The organism is Pseudomonas sp. KU43P (assembly GCF_033095865.1).
GTDB lineage: Bacteria > Pseudomonadota > Gammaproteobacteria > Pseudomonadales > Pseudomonadaceae > Aquipseudomonas.
Window position 1 is genome coordinate 2,546,124 of record NZ_AP019365.1, and the last position, 18,022, is coordinate 2,564,145.

The window sequence follows — 18,022 nt, forward strand, 5'->3', positions numbered from 1 at the left end:
GAAGCCTGCTTGCACCTCAAAGTTCAGCACAACCTGTTCAACGGCTCGCAAGGCTGGCGCCGCTAACGCCAGCTGCCGGAAATAAGCCCCCGTGAGGTCAACACGGCCGGTGATCTTGGCCTAGAGTTAGCGGCACGGCAGATGGCGCAATGAAATTATCCAGCGGCGCCACAACTATTTCCCTCGGCGGGTGTCATTTTCCGAAGCTGGCTTCTTTATCGGAAGCCGAAACGGCCTTTTCAGGAGCGAAGCGCACATGGCAGCACTGCAGAACAGTACGTTGGAAGCGATTGTCGGCAACCAGGCCCAGTTGGTGGGAGACTGGCTTGCGGCGCTGGAGGCTAACGGCGCGACCCGTAATATCCGCGAGCAGGACCTGCGCCAGGAGACCCGCGAATTCCTTCAGCTGGTGGTCGAAGGGCTGCGCGAGGAAAGTGGCAGCGAAGTTGGCGCCGAAGGCTGGGAGCAAACCCGCCGCTTCCTGGAAAAACTGTCCGCCAGCCGTGCCCAGGTCGGCCAGGAATCGCACCAGACCGCCTATTTCATCTTTGCCCTCAAGGGCCCACTGTTCACCCTGCTGCAGGCCCATTACCGCGAGCAGCCTGCGCTTCTGGCCGAGCAACTCTGGGAGATTTCGCAGTTGCTGGATGCCTTCGGCCTGCACACCATCCGCACCTATCAGAAGAACCGCGAGGCAGTCATCAAGCGTCAGCAGGAAGAACTGCTGGAGCTGTCCACCCCGGTGGTCAAACTCTGGGAAGGGGTACTGGCCCTGCCGCTGATCGGCACGCTCGATTCGCAACGCAGCCAGACGGTGATGGAATCGCTGCTGCAGCGCATCGTCGACACCGGCTCCGAGATCGCCATCATCGATATCACCGGGGTGCCTACGGTCGACACCCTGGTGGCCCAGCACCTGCTCAAGACGGTGACCGCCATCCGCCTGATGGGCGCCGATTGCATCATCAGCGGCGTGCGCCCACAGATCGCCCAGACCATCGTGCACCTGGGCCTGGACCTGGGCACGCTGACCACCAAGTCCAACCTGGCCGACGCCCTGAAGCTGGCGCTTGCCCGCCTGGGCACCACGGCTGGCGAGAAGGGGTAAGCGATGGAGCGCATTCCCATTCTGCAAATGGGTGAGTTCCTGTTGGTGACCATCCAGGTCGACATGCACGACCAGCTGGCGCTGCAACTGCAGGACGACCTCACCGACCGCATCGACCACACCTCGGCCCGTGGCGTGCTGATCGACATTTCCGCACTGGACATGGTCGATTCGTTCATCGGCCGGATGATCGCCAGCATCTCCGGCCTGTCGCGCATCATGGACGCCGAAACGGTGCTGGTCGGCATGCAGCCGGCAGTGGCGATCACCCTGGTGGAGCTCGGCCTGACTCTGCCGGGGGTGAGCACCGCGCTCAATGTCGACCGCGGCATGCACCTGCTGCGCCAGCGAGTGGGCCGCCAATGACCATTCGCCAAAGCGGCAGCCAACCGGTGCGCATTGAGCAGGACGTGGTACTGGCCCGCCAACTGGCGCGCAAGGTCGCCAGCGACTGCGGCATGCGCCTGGTCGACCTGACCAAGCTGGTCACGGCCGTCAGTGAACTGGCCCGCAACACCGTCGTGTATGGCGGGGGCGGGGACATGGACTGGGAAGTCATCGAAGAAGCCGGGCGGGTCGGTCTACGCCTGGTGTTTCGCGATGAAGGCCCGGGCATCGCCGACGTCAGGCTGGCCCTCACCGATGGCTGGACCTCGGGCGGCGGCCTGGGCCTGGGGCTGACCGGCGCGCGCCGGCTGGTCGACGAGTTCGAGCTGGACACCGCTCCCGGGCAAGGTACCCGGGTAACGATCACCCGATGGACGTGAACCTGGCCGCGAGCCTGACCCAGGTGTTGCGCCTCGACGATGCCAGCCAGGTCGGGCATGCCCGGCGAGTGGTGCAGAAGCTGGCCGAACAGCACGGCTTCGCCCCCACCGACGCCGGCCGCGCCGCCATCGTCGCCACTGAGCTGTCCAGCAATGTGCTCAAGCACGCCGAACAGGGCGAACTGCATGTGCGGGTGCTCGCCCATGGCGAGCAGTGCGGCATCGAACTGGTGGCGGTGGACCGTGCCAAAGGCTTCGACCTGCCCAGTTGCCTGGTCGACGGTTATTCCACCGGCGGCACCCAAGGCATCGGCCTGGGCGCGGTTAGCCGCCTGGCGCAGGTGTTCGACGTGCATGCCGACGCTGGCGGCGCCGTGGTGCTGGCACGCCTCTACCCGCAAGAGCATCCGGCCCGGGACCTGCGCATCGGCGTGAGCCACCATTCCCTGCATGACGACCCGGCCTGCGGGGATACCTGGCACGTGGCCCTTGGCGAGCAACGCCTGAGCGCATTGGTGATCGACGGTCTGGGGCATGGCGAGGAGGCCGAGCGCGCCGCCAAGGCCGGCGCCCACGCATTTGCCCAAGATCCGTTCCGCGCACCGGAGCAATTGCTGGGCGAACTGCACCACGCCATGGCCGGCACCCGCGGCGGCGCCGTCGCGATTGCCCAATACCAGGGCGTGAGCGACAAACTGGACTTCATCGGCATCGGCAATATCGGCGCCACTCTGGTCGGCGGCGAGCGGCCGCGGGGCTTGGCCTCGCACCCGGGCATCGTCGGCGGGCAATACCGCAAGGGCCAAGTGTTCGACTACGCTCACGTGAAGGGAAATCTGTTGATCATGTTCAGCGACGGCCTGCAGTCCCGTTGGAACCTACAAATCTACCCTGGCCTGGCGCACCGCCACCCGGCGGTGATCGCTGCCGTGTTGCATCGCGACTTCTGCCGAGGGCGGGACGACGTGACGGTGCTGGTCATCGACCTGGAGACCGTGCATGGCTGACTCGATACCCACCAACAACCCCGAGCAGGCCGCGCTCGTGGCCCGCTTGCAGGCCGAAAACCAGGCCCTGCGCGGCGAGTTGGAGGAAACCAACCAAGGGGTGCTGGCGCTCTATGCCGAACTGGATATCCAGGCCGAGCAGCTGCGCCAGGCGTCGGACCTGAAAAGCCGCTTTCTCTCCTACATGAGCCACGAGTTTCGCACCCCGCTGGGCTCGATCCTGAGCATCACCAGCCTGCTCGCCGACGAGGTGGATGGGCCGCTGAGCAAGGAGCAGCAACTGCAGGTGGCCTTCATCAGCACGGCCACGCGCGAGTTGAGCGACATGGTCGACGACCTGCTGGACCTTGCCAAGATCGAGGCCGGGCGCATCACCATCTCGCCGGCCTGGTTCGACATGCTCGACCTGTTCGCCGCCTTGCGCGGGATGTTCCGCCCGATCGTCGACACCGGCTCGGTGGACCTCATCTTCGAAGAGCCCGAGGGGCTGCCGCGCATGTACACCGATGACAAGAAGCTGGCGCAGATCCTGCGCAACTTCATATCCAATGCGCTGAAATTCACCACCCGCGGCGAAGTGCGGGTATCGGCGCAGTTGCACGGCAGCGAGCAAATCCGCTTTGCCGTCAGCGACACCGGCATCGGCATCGCCCCGGAGCTACTGGGCGGGCTGTTCGAAGACTTCGCCCAGCTCGACTCGCCCCTGCAGAAACGCCTGCGCGGGACTGGCCTTGGCTTGTCGCTGTGCAAGCGTTTCGCCGAGCTGCTGGGCGGCGAGGTAGGCGTGGACAGTGCGCCGGGCGTCGGTTCGTCGTTCTTCGTCGTTCTGCCGCTGGCGCTGGCCCAGGAGGGCGCCGATGAACACTGACGCGCGCCTGCTGATCGTCGACGACAACGTCGCCACCCGCTATGCGTTGCACCGCCGTCTGGCCATGCACGGCTACCATGTGCAGGAGGCCGGTACCGGCGGCGAGGGGCTAGCATTGATCCGCAGCGAGCCGTTCGATGCGCTGATCTTGGACGTCAACCTGCCCGACATGAGCGGCTTCGACATCGTGCGGCTGTTGCGTGCGCAGCCGTCGACCGCCTTGCTGCCGGTGATCCACGTGTCGGCGGCGTCGATCCAGACCGGCGACATCATCACCGGGCTCGATGCCGGTGCCGACGCCTACCTGGTGCATCCGGTCGACCCGGATGTGCTGGTGGCCACCCTGCGCACGCTGCTGCGGGTACGTGACACCGAGCGGGCACTGCGCGACAGCGAGGCCAACTTCCAGGAGATCTTCACCAATGTATCGGCACCGATCGCCGTGCTCGGCACCGGGCTCAAGGTGCAGGAGTGCAACCATGCGTTTGCCCGCCTGATCCAGGACAACCGCAACCCCGACGCCCTGCAGGAGTGCTTTGCCGATGGCCAGCAAACCATGCTTGCCGCCTTGCGCCAGCACTTGGTAGACGGCCAGCGCTGGCGAGGCACTCTGGCCATGTGCGTGGGAGGCGTGCCACGCGACACCGAATGGCAGCTTTCGCCCTATCGGGCGCCGGGGTTGTGCCTGGTGTTCGTCGAGGACGTCACCGAGCACCGCCACCGTGAGCGCTCGCACCTGGCCCGCCTGGACGACGCCAACACCCAATTGGCGCGGGAAATGGCCCAGCGTGAACGCACCGAAGCTCAGCTGCTGCAATTGCAGAAGATGGACGCCCTGGGCAGCCTCACAGGCGGCATCGCCCATGATTTCAACAACCTGCTGACCGGCATCATCACCAGCCTGGAGTTGATCCGCAAACGGGTAGAGCAGAACCGTCTGGAGAAGGTGCCCAGCTACGCCGATGCGGCGCTCAGTTCCGCCATGAGCGCCGCCTCGTTGACCCACCGTCTGCTGGCCTTCGCCCGCCAGCAACCCCTGGACACCCGACCGGTGGACATCAACGAGCGAGTGCGGTCGCTGGAAGAGTTGATCACCCGCACCATCGGTGAACGCATCGTGCTGGCGCTGGAACTCTCGAACGAAACGATCATTGCTCTGGTCGACCCAATCCAGCTGGAAAGCGCCGTGCTCAACCTGGTGATCAATGCCCGCGATGCGTTGGGCAAGGGTGGGCATATCTGGGTGAATACAGCGGCCGCGTGGTCACACGGTGATCCCAACCTGCAGGATGGCCCTTACGTTTCGGTAACGGTGCGCGATGATGGCAGCGGCATCGCGCCGGAGCTGCTGGAGAAGGTGTTCGACCCGTTCTTCACCACCAAACCGGTCGGGCAGGGCACGGGGCTGGGGCTGTCGACCATCTACGGTTTCGCCCGCCAGTCGGGCGGGCATGTGGCGATTCGCAGTGTGCCGGGCCAAGGCACCGAGGTCACCTTGATGCTGCCGCGCAGCAGCCAGCAGGAGGTCAGCGAGGTGCGCAGCCCGCAACTCGACCAACGCGGCGCCGGCGAGCATGTGCTGGTGGTCGAGGACATGGCCGCGGTCAGGCTGTCGGTGGCCGAGGTGCTGATCGATGCCGGTTACCGCTGCACCCTGGCGGAGACCATCGAGCAGGCGCTCGACCATTTGCGCGAGGATGTCGGTATCCAACTGCTGCTGACCGATGTCGGGCTGCCCGGCATCAGCGGCCGCGAGCTGGCCGACATGGCCCGCACCTACCGCCCGGGGTTGCCAGTCCTGTTCATGACCGGCTACGCAGAAACGGCGCTGGACCGTCAGGCGTTCCTCGATACCGGGATGGACCTGCTGACCAAACCGTTCCAGATCGGCGAGCTGCTCGACAAGGTGCGGCGCACCCTTGGGCAGGTGCATTGAAAGGCGCTTTCGCCCCAGTCTGACGTAGGTTTCAAGGCGCGGAACGACCGCAATCAGCGTGCAGTCCATACCTAGGGTCTGTATGAAAAGTCTTGAGACGAAGGTCAGGCAAGGCGAAAACAGCCGAGGAAGCGGAGTTTACGGGTTGTAAATGAGCATTCCGAGGCTGTTTTCAACGCAGCATCACCGAGTATCAAGGCTTTTCGTACAGAGCCTAGTCAGGGCATCACTCTCGCGGGGCACTGCGCACATGACCTTCATCGTCTGGTTCGCCATGCTGGGCGCGGTGCTGTTGCTGCTCGCGCTCTCTTCTTCCTATCTGCGCTGGATGCCCGTCACATCCTCGGTGGTATGCCTTGGCCTGGGCATTGCGCTCGGTGGGGCAGGGGTGGGTTTGCTGCACCTGGATCTGGGCAAGGCCAGTGGCTGGATGGAGCATCTGACCGAAGTTGCGGTGTTGTTCTCTTTGTTCTTCAGCGGCCTGAAACTGCGGTTGCCCTTGCGCGACCACCGTTGGCGGATCGCCGTGTGCCTGGCCGGGCCGGTGATGCTGGTGTGCATTGCCGGTGTCAGCCTGGTGCTGCACTACGGCTTGCACATGAGCTGGGGTGTTTCGGTGCTGATCGGGGCGATCCTGGCCCCCACCGACCCTGTGCTGGCCACCCTGGTGCAGGTGGTCGACGCCCGCGACGCCGACCCCGTGCGCTTCAGCCTGTCGGGGGAGGCCGGGCTCAATGACGGCGTGGCGTTTCCCTTCGTCATCCTCGGCTTGCTGTTGCTGCAACCTTCCGGGGAGGCCTGGCTGGCCGACTGGCTGCTCAAGGATGTGCTCTGGGCGGTGACGGCGGGCCTCGTGTGCGGTTACTGGATGGGGCGTGGCCTGGGCAAGCTGACCCTGTACCTGCGCCTGCGCAACGACGACAGCACCGTGTCGCCCAACGACTACCTTGCCCTGGCCTTGATCGCGCTGGCCTACGTGGCCGCAGAGCTGATCCACGGCTACGGCTTCCTGGCCGTGTTCGCGGCGGGGCTGGGGTTGCGCCAGGCGGAAGTGCAAACCTCCAGCAGCCCACAGGAGCCGGCGGCCGAGCATCTGGTGCAACCCGTGGTCGGGCACCAGCATGTCGCGCCGGAGCTGGCGGTGAAGGGGGACGTGAAGGACCTGGACGATTCCCAGATTGCCGCGGGCATCATGCTGGGCGACATGCTTGCGTTCGGCAGCCTGGTCGAGCGGGCCATGGAGGTGTTTCTGGTGACGCTGCTGGGTGTCGTGCTGCTGGAGCATTGGGACTGGCGCGCCGTGATGGTCGCTGGCGCGCTGTTTCTGGTGATCCGGCCCTTGGGCGTCATGCTCGCGCCGCTGCGAGGCCTGCTCAATGCCCCTCAGCGCGGCCTGCTGGGGTGGTTCGGCATTCGCGGCATCGGCAGCTTCTACTACCTGTTCTACGCCGTGAACCATGGCTTGCTGCCTGCCGTTGCGGTCGAGAGCACCAACCTGGTGCTGTCGGTCGTGGCCTTGAGCATCCTGCTGCATGGGCTGAGCGTGCAGCCGTTGCTGGCCCGCTATGAATCGCGCAATGGCAAAGGGTGAGCGGTTACAGCAAGGTGTCGAGGGTTATCGGGAAGTCCCTCACGCGTTTGCCGGTCGCATGGTGGATCGCATTGGCAATCGCAGCCGCGACCCCGACGATACCGATCTCACCCACGCCCTTCGAGCCCAGTTCGTTGACGATGTCGTCGTTTTCTTCAACGAAGATCACTTCGACATCGCCACAGTCGGCATTCACCGGGATGTGATACTCGGCCAGGTTGTGATTGAGGACACGGCCCAGCGCGTGATCGGTCAGCGTCTGCTCGTGCAAGGCCATGCCTCCCCCCCAGACCACGCCGCCCAGAATCTGGCTGTGTGCCGTTTTCGGGTTGACCACTCGCCCGGCAGCGATCGCGCTGACAACGCGGGTGACCCTGATCGTGCCAAGGTCCTCATCGACCTGCACCTCGATGAACACTGCCGAATGGGTCGCCGTGGCGAACGGCTTGCGCCTGGCGCTCGGTTCGGCGTCGATCTGCGCCTCGAACGCCTTCTCGGTGGAGCCTGCCACGATATCCGACAGGGCAAATCGGTGGCTTCCCGCCTGCAGGTAGCCGTCGGCGAACACGACCTGCTCGCGTGGCGATGCCGCCACTTCGGGGTAGGCCTGGCGTGCCTGCTCCAGCACCTGGGCACGCAACACCAGGCACGCCTGGCGCACCGCCGAGCCCACGGACGACACCGTGAAGGAGCCGCCCTGCAGCGGCGCCGTGGGCAGTGAGGAATCGCCCAGTTCAAAGGTGACGTCCTGGACCTTGGCACCGAGGGCGTCGGCCGCGATCTGCGTCATCACGGTGTAGGTGCCGGTACCGATATCGGTGGTCGCGCTGCTGACGGTTACCTGCCCCTGCGCATCGATGCGCGCCTTGGCACTGGCCTTCATCTGCAGCGCTTCCCAGACACCGCCCGCCATGCCCCAGCCGACCAGCTGATTGCCTTTGCGCATGCTGCGCGGCGCAGGGTTGCGGGCGTCCCAGCCGAAATGCGCCGCGCCTTGCGCGTAGCACGCCAGCAGTTCCTTGCTGGAATAGGGTTTGCCGGTGTTGCCGTTGCTGGCCGCAAAGTTGCGCCGGCGAAGTTCCAGCGGATCGATGGCCGCCATGCAGGCCAGTTCGTCCATGGCACATTCCAGGGCAATCATGCCCGACGCAGCACCCGGTGCGCGCATGTCCAGCGGGGTGTACACATCGAGCGGAGCCAGGCGGTAGCTCAGTGCCACGTTGTCGCACGCATAGAGCATGCCGCTCCATTCCACCAGGTGCTCGGTGAAGTCTTCGAAGCGCGAGGTCTGCCCCACGGCATCGTGGGCGATCGCCAGCAATCGCCCGTCGGCATCCGCACCCAGGCGCAGCCGCTGCTGGGTGCGTGGCCGATAGCCGAAGGTGAACATCTGCTGACGGGTCAGGGTCACGCGTACCGAGCGCTGCAGGTGCAACGCCGCCATCACGGCCAGCGGCAACTGATACTGCGGACGCAACCCGGAGCCGAAGGCGCCGCCGACGAATGCCGCCAGGACCCTGATCTGCGCTTTGGGCAGGCCGAACACTTTGTGCAGGTAATCCTGGCAGTTTTGCGTACCTTGGGTCTTGTCGTGAATTTCCAGCGAGCCGTCGGCCTGGTAGAGCACCGTGGAGGCGTGCGGCTCCATCGGGTTGTGATGCTCGTTGGCCGTCAGGTAGGTGGCGTCTATCGTTACCGCTGCGTTGGCGTAGTGCTTGGCAAAATCGCCACGCGGGGGAGGCGTCTTGGCGGGCGCCTGATGGGTCTGGTCGAGTGCACTGAGCAAATCGGTGTCGTGCGCTTCTTCGCCGTATTCGACGGTGATCAACGAGCCCGCATATCTGGCCAGCTCGAGGTTGTCGGCGAGCACCAGGGCCAGTGGTTGTCCGCTGTAGAGAACCCGGTCGTTGAACAAGGGGCGGAAGGCCGCCCCCTTGGCCGAGTCGGCATCTTTGTAGTCGTCGTCATAGCTGGAGATGTGCGGGCGATGTTCATGGTCCAGCACGGCGACTACCCCCGGCACTTTCAGGGCCTGGGAACTGTCGATCCTGAGCACGCGGCCCCGGGCGATGGTGCTGGACACCACGCTGCCATGCAGAAGCCCGGCGTGCGGATGTTCGCCGGCATAGCGTGCCTGGCCGGTCACCTTGGCGACGCCGTCCACACGGTCCAGCGGCATGCCCACCACGCAATGCTTGTCGTTCATGATGTTGCTCCTCTGGCGGCTGCCTCACCCAGCGCACGCACGATTGCCCGCTGCGTAAGCTGCACCTTGAAACCGTTCTGGCTCAGCGGCTGGGCCCCCTGCAGCAGGGCATCTGCCACGCAGGCGAACAAGGCGACAGAAGCCGCCTGGCCCTGCAGGGTCTGCTCCACGGCAGGGTCGCGCCAGGGTTTGTGTGCCACGCCACCGAGCGCCAGGCGTGCAGCCCGGATCACCCCGCCCTGGATGTGCAAGGCGGCCGCGACCGAGACCAGGGCAAACGCATAGGACGCACGGTCGCGAATCTTCAGGTAGCGGTAATGGGTTTCGAATTGCGGCGGCGGCAGCTCGATGGCGGTCACCAGTTCATCCGTGGCCAGTTGAGTGTCTCGCTCCGGGGTGTCGTGGGGCAGGCGATGGAAGTCGGCGAAGGCGATCTGCCGCTTGCCGGCACGGCCCTCGACGTGGATCACCGCCTCGAGCGCCGACAGCGCCACGCACATGTCCGAGGGGTGAGTCGCGACACAGGCCTCGCTGGCGCCCAGAATGGCGTGGATGCGATTGAGCCCGGTGCGTGCCGGGCAGCCGCTGCCGGGTTGGCGCTTGTTGCAGGGCGTGCCGGTGTCGTAGAAGTAGTAGCAACGGGTGCGTTGCAGCAGGTTGCCGCCCACGCTGGCCATATTGCGCAACTGTGGTGAAGCCCCGGCCAGGATGGCTTCGGACAACAGGGGATAGCCTCGTTCGACCAGGGCGTGCCAGGCCAGGTCGGCATTGCTGACCAGCGCGCCGATCAGCAGGCCGCCGTTCGCGGTCGGTTGGATAGCATCAAGTCCAAGCCCGGTGATATCGATCAGGCGCTCGGGGCGAACCACGTTCTCTTTCATCAGGTCGACAAGGTTGGTGCCACCGGCGATGAAGCGTGAAGTGGGGCTTGCCAGGCTCAAGGCTTCGCCCACCGAGGCCGCTTTGTGGTAGCTGAAAGGGGTCATGGGCGTGAGCCTCCTTCACTGTCGGCCTTGGCGCGCGTTGCCGGCAGTGCCGCTTCCACGGCTGCGACGATATTGCTGTAGGCGCCGCAGCGGCACAGGTTACCGCTCATCTGCTCGCGTATGGCATCGCGTGTTGTGGCCCGGCCTTCTTGTGCAAGGCCGATAGCGGAGCAGATCTGCCCTGGGGTGCAGTACCCGCACTGGAAGGCATCGTGAGTGATGAACGCCCGTTGCATGGGGTGGAGCTCGTCGCCGCGTGCCAGCCCTTCGACCGTGACCAGCTCGGCCCCATCGCACATGATGGCCAGGGTCAGGCAGGCGTTTACCCGCCGTCCATCGCGCAACACCGTGCAGGCGCCGCATTGGCCGTGGTCGCAGCCTTTTTTCGTGCCAATCAGATCAAGCTGTTCGCGCAGCAGGTCAAGTAGCGTCGTCCACGGGTGAACGTGCAGGCACCGGGGTTGGCCGTTGAGTGTCAGGCGGATGGCATGCGCTTGGCCGCTTGGGGGGGAGAGTGCGGGCATGGCAGGTCCTCACGGTTTGGGGGTGCACAGTGGTCTGTGTCTATGGGCTGCGACTTGCGGGATTGGGCAAACGTTCAGCCTTTGCGCCGAAACGCAGGTCAGTTCGCCCAGGCGCATTCACTCGTCGGCCACGAGGAACCTTGCGGCACGGGTCGGCTTCACAACCGCATCTACTGCCCGATCAGGATGCAGCCCCATGCTCGACATTGACACCAACGACGTGCCTGTGCAGACCCTGTATTTCCAGGACGACGGCGCGACCCCGAACAGCCGCCTTGCGGTGCTGCTCTACCGGTTGAAGCTGGCCACGTCAGCCGACCCTGCCAGCGCCTTCGAGGCCTTGTTTGCCGCTCACCGCTGGACGCCGCTCTGGCGTGACGGCATTTTCGACTACCACCACTTTCACCCCAATGCCCACGAGGTCCTGGGCATTGCCCGGGGCCGGGCACGGGTGACCCTGGGGGGCGAAGCGGGGCAGACGCTGAGCGTGAACATGGGCGACGTGCTGGTGTTGCCAGCGGGCACCGGGCATCGCTGCGTCGACGCCAGTGATGACTTTCTCGTGGTGGGTGCCTACCCGCAGGGGCAAGAGGATTACGACATCCAGCGGCCAGATGCTGCGGCCCACAAACAGGCGCTGGCGCGTATTGCCGCGGTGCCGCTGCCAGAACAGGACCCGGTCACCGGGGCGCACGGTGCAGTTACAACGCAATGGGCCAATGACCAGCGAGAGCACGAGCATCCGTAGGGTGAACAGTCGCAGGGCGCGGGGCATGCGGGCGAGTTTAGGCGAATCTGGTTAGCGCAGCATTACCTTGAGCCTGGATTCGACAGGCACTTGTGGCGCGAACGCGGAGCGCAAGATCACCCAGAACCTCGCCATGTCGGGGTTGCTCAAGCATGCTTTCGACAAGGCGTCATCACCAACAACCGCAGTGGCGACATCCTCAAGCAGGCGCGCTCACACCTCAATCGTGCCGTCCTTCGCGAGGGGCGGCGTTGGTGAGGAGTGTGCTGGCGCTGGCCGGGTGATTGGCCAGCTGGTCGCTGAGGTCCCAGATTTCGAGCATCTTGCCGTATTCGAAGGCATGCAGAGGGTCGGCCTGCAACCACAGCGCGAAGGCCGCATGGTCTTCAGCGCTGCACCCCTCGTCATGCAGGCGCAGGCACCAACTGGCGGCTTCGGTGATGACAGTGTCGAGTGACTGAGCAGGAGGGCGCGGCTTCATCTTCAGCTACCTGGGTGACCGGACCGCCACAGTAAGCAAGCAATTGCCAAAAAATCGTTAAAAAAACATCATCAAATTCCAAGCTCTGGCCCCAGAGATGACCATTGGCGTGGATGGCTTTATCCTGCACGCCTCTAAGATGCAGGGATTGCCCATGCTTTACGTCGTCATGCTCGGGGGGCGTCACCCGGGCGCCAAGATTGAAGTCCACGATGTGGTGTTCGCCCACGCCGCATCGCTCGAGGCGGCTTACCCGCAATTGCGCAGCGCCTGGTTCGGGGCGGCCAAAGGGTTGCATATCGATTCCTGGCTGGAAGTGCAGGGCGTGGATGGCTATCGCGTTGAACTGCGCCAGGAGCGGCCAGCGGCGGGTGCGCAGCGGTTGTACTTCATCAATCTTGGGGGCTATGAAAAACAGGTGTTCGGGGAAGCCCACCGGTATCTGCTGGTGGTGGCTGCCAACAAGGCCGAGGCCAAGGCATTGGGCAAGAAACGCATGCAGGCGGGTTGGCTGAAGCCGCATACCGATGCCTTGATCGATGTCGACGATTGCCTGGCGATCGACCAGGTTGCAGGCGCTTTCGTGCACCTGCTCGAAGGGGAGCATGCCGATACGGTGGTCAGGAGCGATTACATCCTGCTCTGACGGATGCCCGGTGGGCGGGCTGGCTTCATCGTCGGCAAGCTGGCTCCCACAGGTACAGCGCTAACTTCAAGAGCAGCGCCGTCCCTGTGGGAGCTGGCTTGCCGGCGATGAGGTCGCTAGCCTCTCAACCAAAGGCCGGGTCGTACGCCACGGCGCCTGCAGGTACATCCCCGGCAAATGGCAACGCCATGAAGTACTCCGCCGGCACGCCGGGATAGCTCAACTGCGGGTAGGCCTCGAAGCCGAAGCGCTGGTAATACGCAGGCTCACCCAGCAACACCATCCCTTCGGCCCCGCGCTCGCGCATGCAGGCAATCGCTTCGCGCATCAAGGCCGCCCCCACTCCCTGCCCCTGCCGGTCCGGCGTCACGGCAATCGGCCCGAGGCCAAACCACTCCGTGACCTGCCCCTCGATCCTGACCGGTGAAACACTCACTTGCCCGACCAGCACGCCCTCATCTTCGGCCACCAGGGAGAGCACCAGTGCGCCATGGGCGCGCAGGCGTTCGATGATCAGGTGCTCGGTGGGCGCCTGGCCGGGGGCGTGATGGGGGTGGTCGGTGAAGGCCTGCAGGGTGAGGCGGGCGATGGCGGGGTAGTCGGTGGGTGTTTCGGGGCGAATGAGCATGGCGGCTTCTCGTTGTGGAGCGCGTGACTGATCGGGCCTAGGCCGGCAATCAGTATGCCATGGTGAAGCAGCGCATCCCTGCGCTCGGTCAAACGATCAGAAGCTGTACTTGGCCGTGAGCATCAGGTTGCGCGGCGTGCCCCAAGTGTCGCCGGCATAGTCCACGGAGCCGGCAATGGCGGAATAGTACTTGCGGTCGAACACGTTGTTGGCGTTGAGCTGCAGATCGAGGTGCTGGTTGACCTGGTAGCCGGCCATCAGGTTGGTGATGGCGTAGGAGCCCTGGATCAGGCGGTACTCGCTGCCATCGGCGACGGTGAAGTCGTTGTAGATGCGGCTTTGCCAGGTGACGTTGCCGCCGATGCGGGCTTTTTCCAGCGGGCCCTGCAGGCGGTAGGTGGTCGACAGCTTGAACATGTGCTCAGGGGTGTCGGTGTCGAAACGCTGGTTCTCGTTGGCAGGGTTGGCCGCGTCCTTGAGGGTGTGGACGCGGGCGTAGGTATAGCCGGCGCCGACCTGCCAGTTCGGCGTCAATGCACCTTGCAGCTCCATGTCCACGCCTTGGCTGCGCACTTCACCTGACGCTACGTAGCAGTTGGTCGGGTCGCTGCAGCCGCTCAGGTCGGTTTGCGAGACGGCGCGGTTTTCCTGGTCGATGCGGAACAGTGCGATGCTGCCATTCAGGGCGCCGTCGAAGTATTCCCCTTTGATGCCGATTTCGTAGTTCTTGCCTTCGATCGGCTTGACTGGGCTGCCCGATGCATCCTTGTAGCTCTGTGGGTTGAAGATGTCGCTGTAGCTGACGTAGACCGAGTGGTGCTGGTCCAGGTCGTAGATCAGGCCGGCAAAACGGGTGACGTTGCGGGTGACCTTGTAGTCGGCGGTGGCGCTTTCCTTGTTGTCGTAGTCGTACCAGTCCAGGCGCCCGCCGAGGATCAACTTGAGCGGGTCGGCCAGGCTCAGGCGGGTGGTCAGGTACACGCCTTCCTGGGTGGTGACTTCGCGGGTGTTGCCGGTGTGCACGAAGTCGGGCTTGCCGCCATTGAGCGGCCAGTTGGTGTCATACGGGCTGTAGTTGCGCGTGTCCATGTCGTAGATGCGCTTGCTGGCGCCTACCACCAGTTCGTGCGTGCGGCCGAAAGCTTCGAACGGGCCGCTCAGGAACCCGTCCACGCCAGCTTGGTTTTCCTGGTGTTTGGACTGATAGACGGTGCGCGACAGCGGCGCTTGCAGGCCGGCCCAGCGCGACTGGTAGGAGCCGGTGAACACCGCGTCCTGCTGTGAGTAGTTGGTGTTGACCTGCAGCGCCCAGTCATTGGCCAGGCGATGGCGCACCTCGGCGAACACGGTGTTGATTTCCTGATCCTTGTTCTCCCAGTCGGTGCCGGGGTTGTAGGAGCGCGAGAAGCCCATGTGGTGGCCGTCCAGCGCTGTGGGCATGGCGCCCCAGAAATAGTTGGTCTTGTCCTTCTGGTGGGAGAAGCCGAGGGTCAGGGTCGTGTCGTCGCTGAGGTCCGCCTCGGTCACGGCATAGAACAGGCCGTGGTCTTCTTCCACATCATCGATGAAGCTGTTGGCGTCGCGGTACGAAGCCACCACACGACCACGTACGCTGCCGCTGTCATTCAGCGGGCTGGAAGCGTCGAGCTCGCCGCGGTAGTTGTCCCAGCTGCCGGCGGCACCGGTAAGGGTGACCTTCTGCTCGGCCAGCGGGCGTTTGCGCACCAGGTTGATTGCCGCCGACGGGTTGCCGGAACCTGTGACCAGGCCCGTGGCACCACGCACGATTTCGACGCGGTCGAACATCGCCAGGTTCGGCTGGGCGCCTACAGTCCAGCCCTGGTAACCACTGGGAATGCCGTCGTACATCAGGTTGTCGATGTCGAAACCACGCGCCGAGTAGGTTTGCCGACCCGGGCCGCTGGAATAGTCGAGGTACAGGCCCGGGGTGGCATTGACCACATCGTTGATGCTGGTCATGGCCTGGTCGTCCATGCGCTGGCGGGTGATCACCGTGACGGCCTGTGGCGTTTCGCGCAGGCTCAGTGGCAGCTTGGTGGCGGTGGACATGGAGCCGGTGGTGTACGACGCCGAACCTTCGGTGGTGCTGCCGAGTTGCTGGGAGCTGATTTCGGTGGCACCCAGCTCAAGGGTTGCAGGCTTTTCGTCTTCGGCCAGGGCTGGACTGGCCATTGCCATGCACACTGCCATGGCGAGGAGATTGCGGGCGGGAAGAGGGCGCGTGGGCGCTAGGGACGACGACATGGACGACGGCTTCCTGAACGTTATTGAAATTGCTTATGAGAACGATTGGCAATAAGTCTGTCAGGATTTGTCGCAGCATGTAAGTGTGGTATGCCAAAAAAATCACGAAATTTTCACATGTATGGCCGAGCGCTACTCGGTAGGTAGGATTTTTTTCCCACGCTGAGCCGCGATTTCCAGCGCTTGCCCGTCGCGCTGCTTGCCTTGTCGCGCCAGCCCTTCGAGCTGCGGAATCAGCATGCCTTCCGGCAGGTGTCGCCAGAAACGCCCCGGCATGTGCAGGCGCAAGGCGTCTGGGTTGAGCCGTGCCGGGTTGAAGGTGTGGCGGTAGTAGGTACGCCACAGTTCCGCACCTGGATCATCGGCATTGCGTGCCCAATGCCGCCAATCGTCAGGGCAATGGCGCCGATAGTCGAAAACTTCGCCGTCGAAGCGAATGCCATCCAGGGGCGTCGCGATCAGCCAGCGCTGACGCCCCAGGCGGTCGGCGAAGTGTGCGCTGGCGCTTTGCAGAATGTCGTGGGCGGGCTCGTGATAGGCCACCAGGTCGAGTTGCAGCTGTTCGGCCAGGGCCCCAGGCAGTGGCACGAAACGCACGAAGGCATGCAGGTGGTGCGCTTCGCGGCTGACCTGCTTGATGCGCCGGTGCAGTTCGCTGCCCAGGCGATCACCGGCGAGCATCGCCGTGCGGTCGCCATGGGCCACCCGCCAGAGCACTTCGTACAGCAGGTTCCAGCGCTGCTCGCCGTGGTAGCGGGCGGCCTGTTCCAGCAGGGGCAAGAGCGCCGCGGGCACGGTAGCGCGGAAAGGGCCGGGCCCCTCGGGCGGCGAGGCCGGTACTGCCAACAGGTCATCCATCGGGCCTTGCGACCAGGTCACTGCAGCCGGGTCGATGCCGTGCCCCAGCAGCGTACGGGCCTGGTCACGCCAGGTCTCGAAGCGCTCGCCACAGTCGAGCGCGATCATCCCCACAACCCCATCTGTACTGGGGCCTGGGGCTCGCGCAGGCGGGCGCGCAACAACCCGCTGCGCAGGTCTGCATCGGCCGGGCGGTAGTCGCTGGTGACGATGAAGGGCCTGGCCTTGTCCAGCACGCAACGCAGCTGGATCAGGTCGTCGTAGCGCACGCGCCGTTCGCGGCGCAGTTCCACCAGGCGCTGCACGCTGCGCAGGCCGATACCGGGAATACGCGCCAGCAGCGCCGGCTCGGCGCGGTTCACGTCGAGTGGAAACACCTCGCGGTTGGCCAGTGCCCAGGCCAGCTTGGGGTCGATATCCAGCGCCAGGTTGCTGCCCTGGTTCAGCAGTTCGCCCGCTTTGTAGCCATAGCCCCGCAGCAGGAAATCGGCCTGGTACAGCCGGTGCTCGCGCAGCAGCGGCGGGGCGGCCAGGGGCACGCTGCCGGGGCTGTCGGGGATCGGGCTGAAGGCCGAGTAGTACACGCGCTTGAGGCCGTAGCCCTGGTACAGCGACTCGGCGTTGCGCAGCAGGGTGCTGTCGTCGGTGGTGTCGGCACCGACGATCACCTGGGTACTTTGCCCGGCCGGGGTGAAGCGCGGGGCCTTGGGCTCGTTGGCCACCGCTTGCTGGCCCTGGTGGATCACACCCATGGCCTGGCGGATGGTGTGCGCGTGCTTTTCCGGGGCCAGGCGCTTGAGGCTGGCGTCGGTGGGCAGTTCGATATTGACGCTCAGGCGATCGGCCAGGCGCCCGGCTTCCTCGATCAGCAGCGGGTCGGCATCGGGGATGGTCTTGAGGTGAATGTAGCCACGGAAGTTGTGCACTTCGCGCAGCAGGCGGGCGACGCGGATCAACTGCTCCATGGTGTAGTCGGCCGAGCGGATGATACCCGAGCTCAGGAACAGGCCGCTGATGCAGTTGCGCCGGTAGAAGTCCAGGGTCAGGCGCACCACTTCCTCGGGGGTGAAGCGCGCCCGCGGCACGTTGCTGGAGCGGCGGTTGACGCAGTATTGGCAGTCGTATAGGCAGAAGTTGGTGAGCAGCACCTTGAGCAGCGACACGCAACGGCCGTCCGGGGTGTAGCTGTGGCAGATGCCCATGCCATCGGTGGCGCCCAGGCTGTCGCTGCCGCGCGAGCTGCGCTTGGGGGCGCCGCTGCTGGCGCAGGAGGCGTCGTACTTGGCGGCGTCGGCAAGGATGCCGAGCTTGGCGATGAGTTGCATGGGCTGGTCTCGCGATACTGATTATTCATACAGTATTTTGCGAGGCGGCCGATTGCAAGAGATATGGAGACGGGCGGT

17 protein-coding genes are annotated in these 18,022 nt (G+C 64.7%); 9 read left to right on the plus strand and 8 right to left on the minus strand.

Translation table 11 applies throughout. The features are described 5' to 3' along the window. The first annotated feature begins 256 nt into the window (after positions 1-256). The 7 genes from KU43P_RS11510 to KU43P_RS11540 all read left to right on the plus strand — a co-directional run bounded on the left by KU43P_RS11510 (position 257) and on the right by KU43P_RS11540 (position 7,277). On the plus strand, positions 257-1,108 hold the full coding sequence (locus KU43P_RS11510) for an STAS domain-containing protein (protein WP_317663178.1): 852 nt from the start codon (positions 257-259) through the stop codon (positions 1,106-1,108). Between the two features lie 3 nt (positions 1,109-1,111). Next, positions 1,112-1,474, plus strand: a complete 363-nt coding sequence (locus tag KU43P_RS11515; RefSeq protein WP_317663180.1) for an STAS domain-containing protein — start codon at positions 1,112-1,114, stop codon at positions 1,472-1,474. After that, on the plus strand, positions 1,471-1,875 hold the full coding sequence (locus KU43P_RS11520; RefSeq protein ID WP_317663182.1) for an anti-sigma regulatory factor: 405 nt from the start codon (positions 1,471-1,473) through the stop codon (positions 1,873-1,875). Before KU43P_RS11515 ends, KU43P_RS11520 begins: the two co-directional genes overlap by 4 nt. Next, the gene (locus KU43P_RS11525; protein ID WP_317663183.1) at positions 1,866-2,882 is read left to right on the plus strand and encodes an ATP-binding protein; all 1,017 of its coding nucleotides are present in this window, start codon (positions 1,866-1,868) and stop codon (positions 2,880-2,882) included. The genes KU43P_RS11520 and KU43P_RS11525 overlap by 10 nt, the downstream gene beginning before the upstream one ends. Beyond that, positions 2,875-3,750 carry a sensor histidine kinase gene (locus KU43P_RS11530; protein ID WP_317663185.1) on the plus strand — a complete coding sequence of 292 codons (876 nt, stop codon included), beginning with the start codon at positions 2,875-2,877 and terminating at the stop codon, positions 3,748-3,750. The genes KU43P_RS11525 and KU43P_RS11530 overlap by 8 nt, the downstream gene beginning before the upstream one ends. Beyond that, entirely contained in the window at positions 3,740-5,686 is a 1,947-nt protein-coding gene (locus KU43P_RS11535; RefSeq protein ID WP_317663187.1) for a response regulator, read from the plus strand. Before KU43P_RS11530 ends, KU43P_RS11535 begins: the two co-directional genes overlap by 11 nt. 250 nt (positions 5,687-5,936) lie before the next feature. Further along, positions 5,937-7,277, plus strand: coding sequence for a cation:proton antiporter (locus KU43P_RS11540; protein WP_317663189.1), 1,341 nt, complete (start codon positions 5,937-5,939; stop codon positions 7,275-7,277). 4 nt (positions 7,278-7,281) lie between these two features. Here the strand turns inward: KU43P_RS11540 and KU43P_RS11545 are convergent, their stop codons facing one another. From KU43P_RS11545 to KU43P_RS11555, 3 genes are read right to left on the minus strand one after another with little or no spacing between them, the layout of a single operon-like run. Continuing rightward, positions 7,282-9,483: a xanthine dehydrogenase family protein molybdopterin-binding subunit gene (locus KU43P_RS11545; protein ID WP_317663190.1), complete on the minus strand. Its 2,202-nt coding sequence runs from the start codon at positions 9,481-9,483 to the stop codon at positions 7,282-7,284. After that, on the minus strand, positions 9,480-10,469 hold the full coding sequence (locus KU43P_RS11550; protein WP_317663191.1) for an FAD binding domain-containing protein: 990 nt from the start codon (positions 10,467-10,469) through the stop codon (positions 9,480-9,482). The genes KU43P_RS11545 and KU43P_RS11550 overlap by 4 nt, the downstream gene beginning before the upstream one ends. After that, positions 10,466-10,993 carry a (2Fe-2S)-binding protein gene (locus KU43P_RS11555; protein ID WP_317663193.1) on the minus strand — a complete coding sequence of 176 codons (528 nt, stop codon included), beginning with the start codon at positions 10,991-10,993 and terminating at the stop codon, positions 10,466-10,468. The genes KU43P_RS11550 and KU43P_RS11555 overlap by 4 nt, the downstream gene beginning before the upstream one ends. A gap of 196 nt (positions 10,994-11,189) precedes the next feature. On the opposite strand from KU43P_RS11555, the gene KU43P_RS11560 reads away from it, so the two are divergent. Then, positions 11,190-11,741, plus strand: coding sequence for a cupin domain-containing protein (locus KU43P_RS11560; protein WP_317663194.1), 552 nt, complete (start codon positions 11,190-11,192; stop codon positions 11,739-11,741). Between the two features lie 220 nt (positions 11,742-11,961). Here the strand turns inward: KU43P_RS11560 and KU43P_RS11565 are convergent, their stop codons facing one another. Continuing rightward, positions 11,962-12,222 (minus strand): FecR/PupR family sigma factor regulator, encoded by a 261-nt coding sequence (locus tag KU43P_RS11565; RefSeq protein WP_317663196.1) that lies wholly within the window; start codon positions 12,220-12,222, stop codon positions 11,962-11,964. A 154-nt stretch (positions 12,223-12,376) separates the two neighbouring features. Here KU43P_RS11565 and KU43P_RS11570 point away from each other — a divergent pair, with 154 nt between their 5' ends. Next, a complete protein-coding gene (locus KU43P_RS11570) occupies positions 12,377-12,868 on the plus strand; it encodes a DUF1543 domain-containing protein (RefSeq protein WP_317663198.1) in 492 nt (163 codons plus the stop codon). A 124-nt stretch (positions 12,869-12,992) separates the two neighbouring features. On the opposite strand, the gene KU43P_RS11575 is transcribed toward KU43P_RS11570, so the two are convergent. The 4 genes from KU43P_RS11575 to KU43P_RS11590 all read right to left on the minus strand — a co-directional run bounded on the left by KU43P_RS11575 (position 12,993) and on the right by KU43P_RS11590 (position 17,944). Continuing rightward, positions 12,993-13,496 carry a GNAT family N-acetyltransferase gene (locus KU43P_RS11575; protein ID WP_317663200.1) on the minus strand — a complete coding sequence of 168 codons (504 nt, stop codon included), beginning with the start codon at positions 13,494-13,496 and terminating at the stop codon, positions 12,993-12,995. Between the two features lie 96 nt (positions 13,497-13,592). After that, the gene (locus tag KU43P_RS11580; protein WP_411567240.1) at positions 13,593-15,695 is read right to left on the minus strand and encodes a TonB-dependent siderophore receptor; all 2,103 of its coding nucleotides are present in this window, start codon (positions 15,693-15,695) and stop codon (positions 13,593-13,595) included. Between the two features lie 198 nt (positions 15,696-15,893). Continuing rightward, the gene (locus KU43P_RS11585) at positions 15,894-16,733 is read right to left on the minus strand and encodes a TIGR03915 family putative DNA repair protein (protein WP_317663204.1); all 840 of its coding nucleotides are present in this window, start codon (positions 16,731-16,733) and stop codon (positions 15,894-15,896) included. Then, on the minus strand, positions 16,724-17,944 hold the full coding sequence (locus KU43P_RS11590; RefSeq protein WP_317663206.1) for a putative DNA modification/repair radical SAM protein: 1,221 nt from the start codon (positions 17,942-17,944) through the stop codon (positions 16,724-16,726). Before KU43P_RS11590 ends, KU43P_RS11585 begins: the two co-directional genes overlap by 10 nt. Positions 17,945-18,022 lie beyond the last annotated feature (78 nt).

Coding starts and splice junctions, on each gene's coding strand:
- KU43P_RS11570 (WP_317663198.1), top strand. CDS start 12,377: ATGCTTTACGTCGTCATGCTCGGGGGGCGTCACCCGGGCGCCAAGATT.
- KU43P_RS11575 (WP_317663200.1), bottom strand. CDS start 13,496: ATGCTCATTCGCCCCGAAACACCCACCGACTACCCCGCCATCGCCCGC.
- KU43P_RS11530 (WP_317663185.1), top strand. CDS start 2,875: ATGGCTGACTCGATACCCACCAACAACCCCGAGCAGGCCGCGCTCGTG.
- KU43P_RS11550 (WP_317663191.1), bottom strand. CDS start 10,469: ATGACCCCTTTCAGCTACCACAAAGCGGCCTCGGTGGGCGAAGCCTTG.
- KU43P_RS11525 (WP_317663183.1), top strand. CDS start 1,866: ATGGACGTGAACCTGGCCGCGAGCCTGACCCAGGTGTTGCGCCTCGAC.
- KU43P_RS11540 (WP_317663189.1), top strand. CDS start 5,937: ATGACCTTCATCGTCTGGTTCGCCATGCTGGGCGCGGTGCTGTTGCTG.
- KU43P_RS11590 (WP_317663206.1), bottom strand. CDS start 17,944: ATGCAACTCATCGCCAAGCTCGGCATCCTTGCCGACGCCGCCAAGTAC.
- KU43P_RS11515 (WP_317663180.1), top strand. CDS start 1,112: ATGGAGCGCATTCCCATTCTGCAAATGGGTGAGTTCCTGTTGGTGACC.
- KU43P_RS11560 (WP_317663194.1), top strand. CDS start 11,190: ATGCTCGACATTGACACCAACGACGTGCCTGTGCAGACCCTGTATTTC.
- KU43P_RS11535 (WP_317663187.1), top strand. CDS start 3,740: ATGAACACTGACGCGCGCCTGCTGATCGTCGACGACAACGTCGCCACC.
- KU43P_RS11510 (WP_317663178.1), top strand. CDS start 257: ATGGCAGCACTGCAGAACAGTACGTTGGAAGCGATTGTCGGCAACCAG.
- KU43P_RS11555 (WP_317663193.1), bottom strand. CDS start 10,993: ATGCCCGCACTCTCCCCCCCAAGCGGCCAAGCGCATGCCATCCGCCTG.
- KU43P_RS11580 (WP_411567240.1), bottom strand. CDS start 15,695: ATGGCAATGGCCAGTCCAGCCCTGGCCGAAGACGAAAAGCCTGCAACC.
- KU43P_RS11520 (WP_317663182.1), top strand. CDS start 1,471: ATGACCATTCGCCAAAGCGGCAGCCAACCGGTGCGCATTGAGCAGGAC.
- KU43P_RS11545 (WP_317663190.1), bottom strand. CDS start 9,483: ATGAACGACAAGCATTGCGTGGTGGGCATGCCGCTGGACCGTGTGGAC.
- KU43P_RS11565 (WP_317663196.1), bottom strand. CDS start 12,222: ATGAAGCCGCGCCCTCCTGCTCAGTCACTCGACACTGTCATCACCGAA.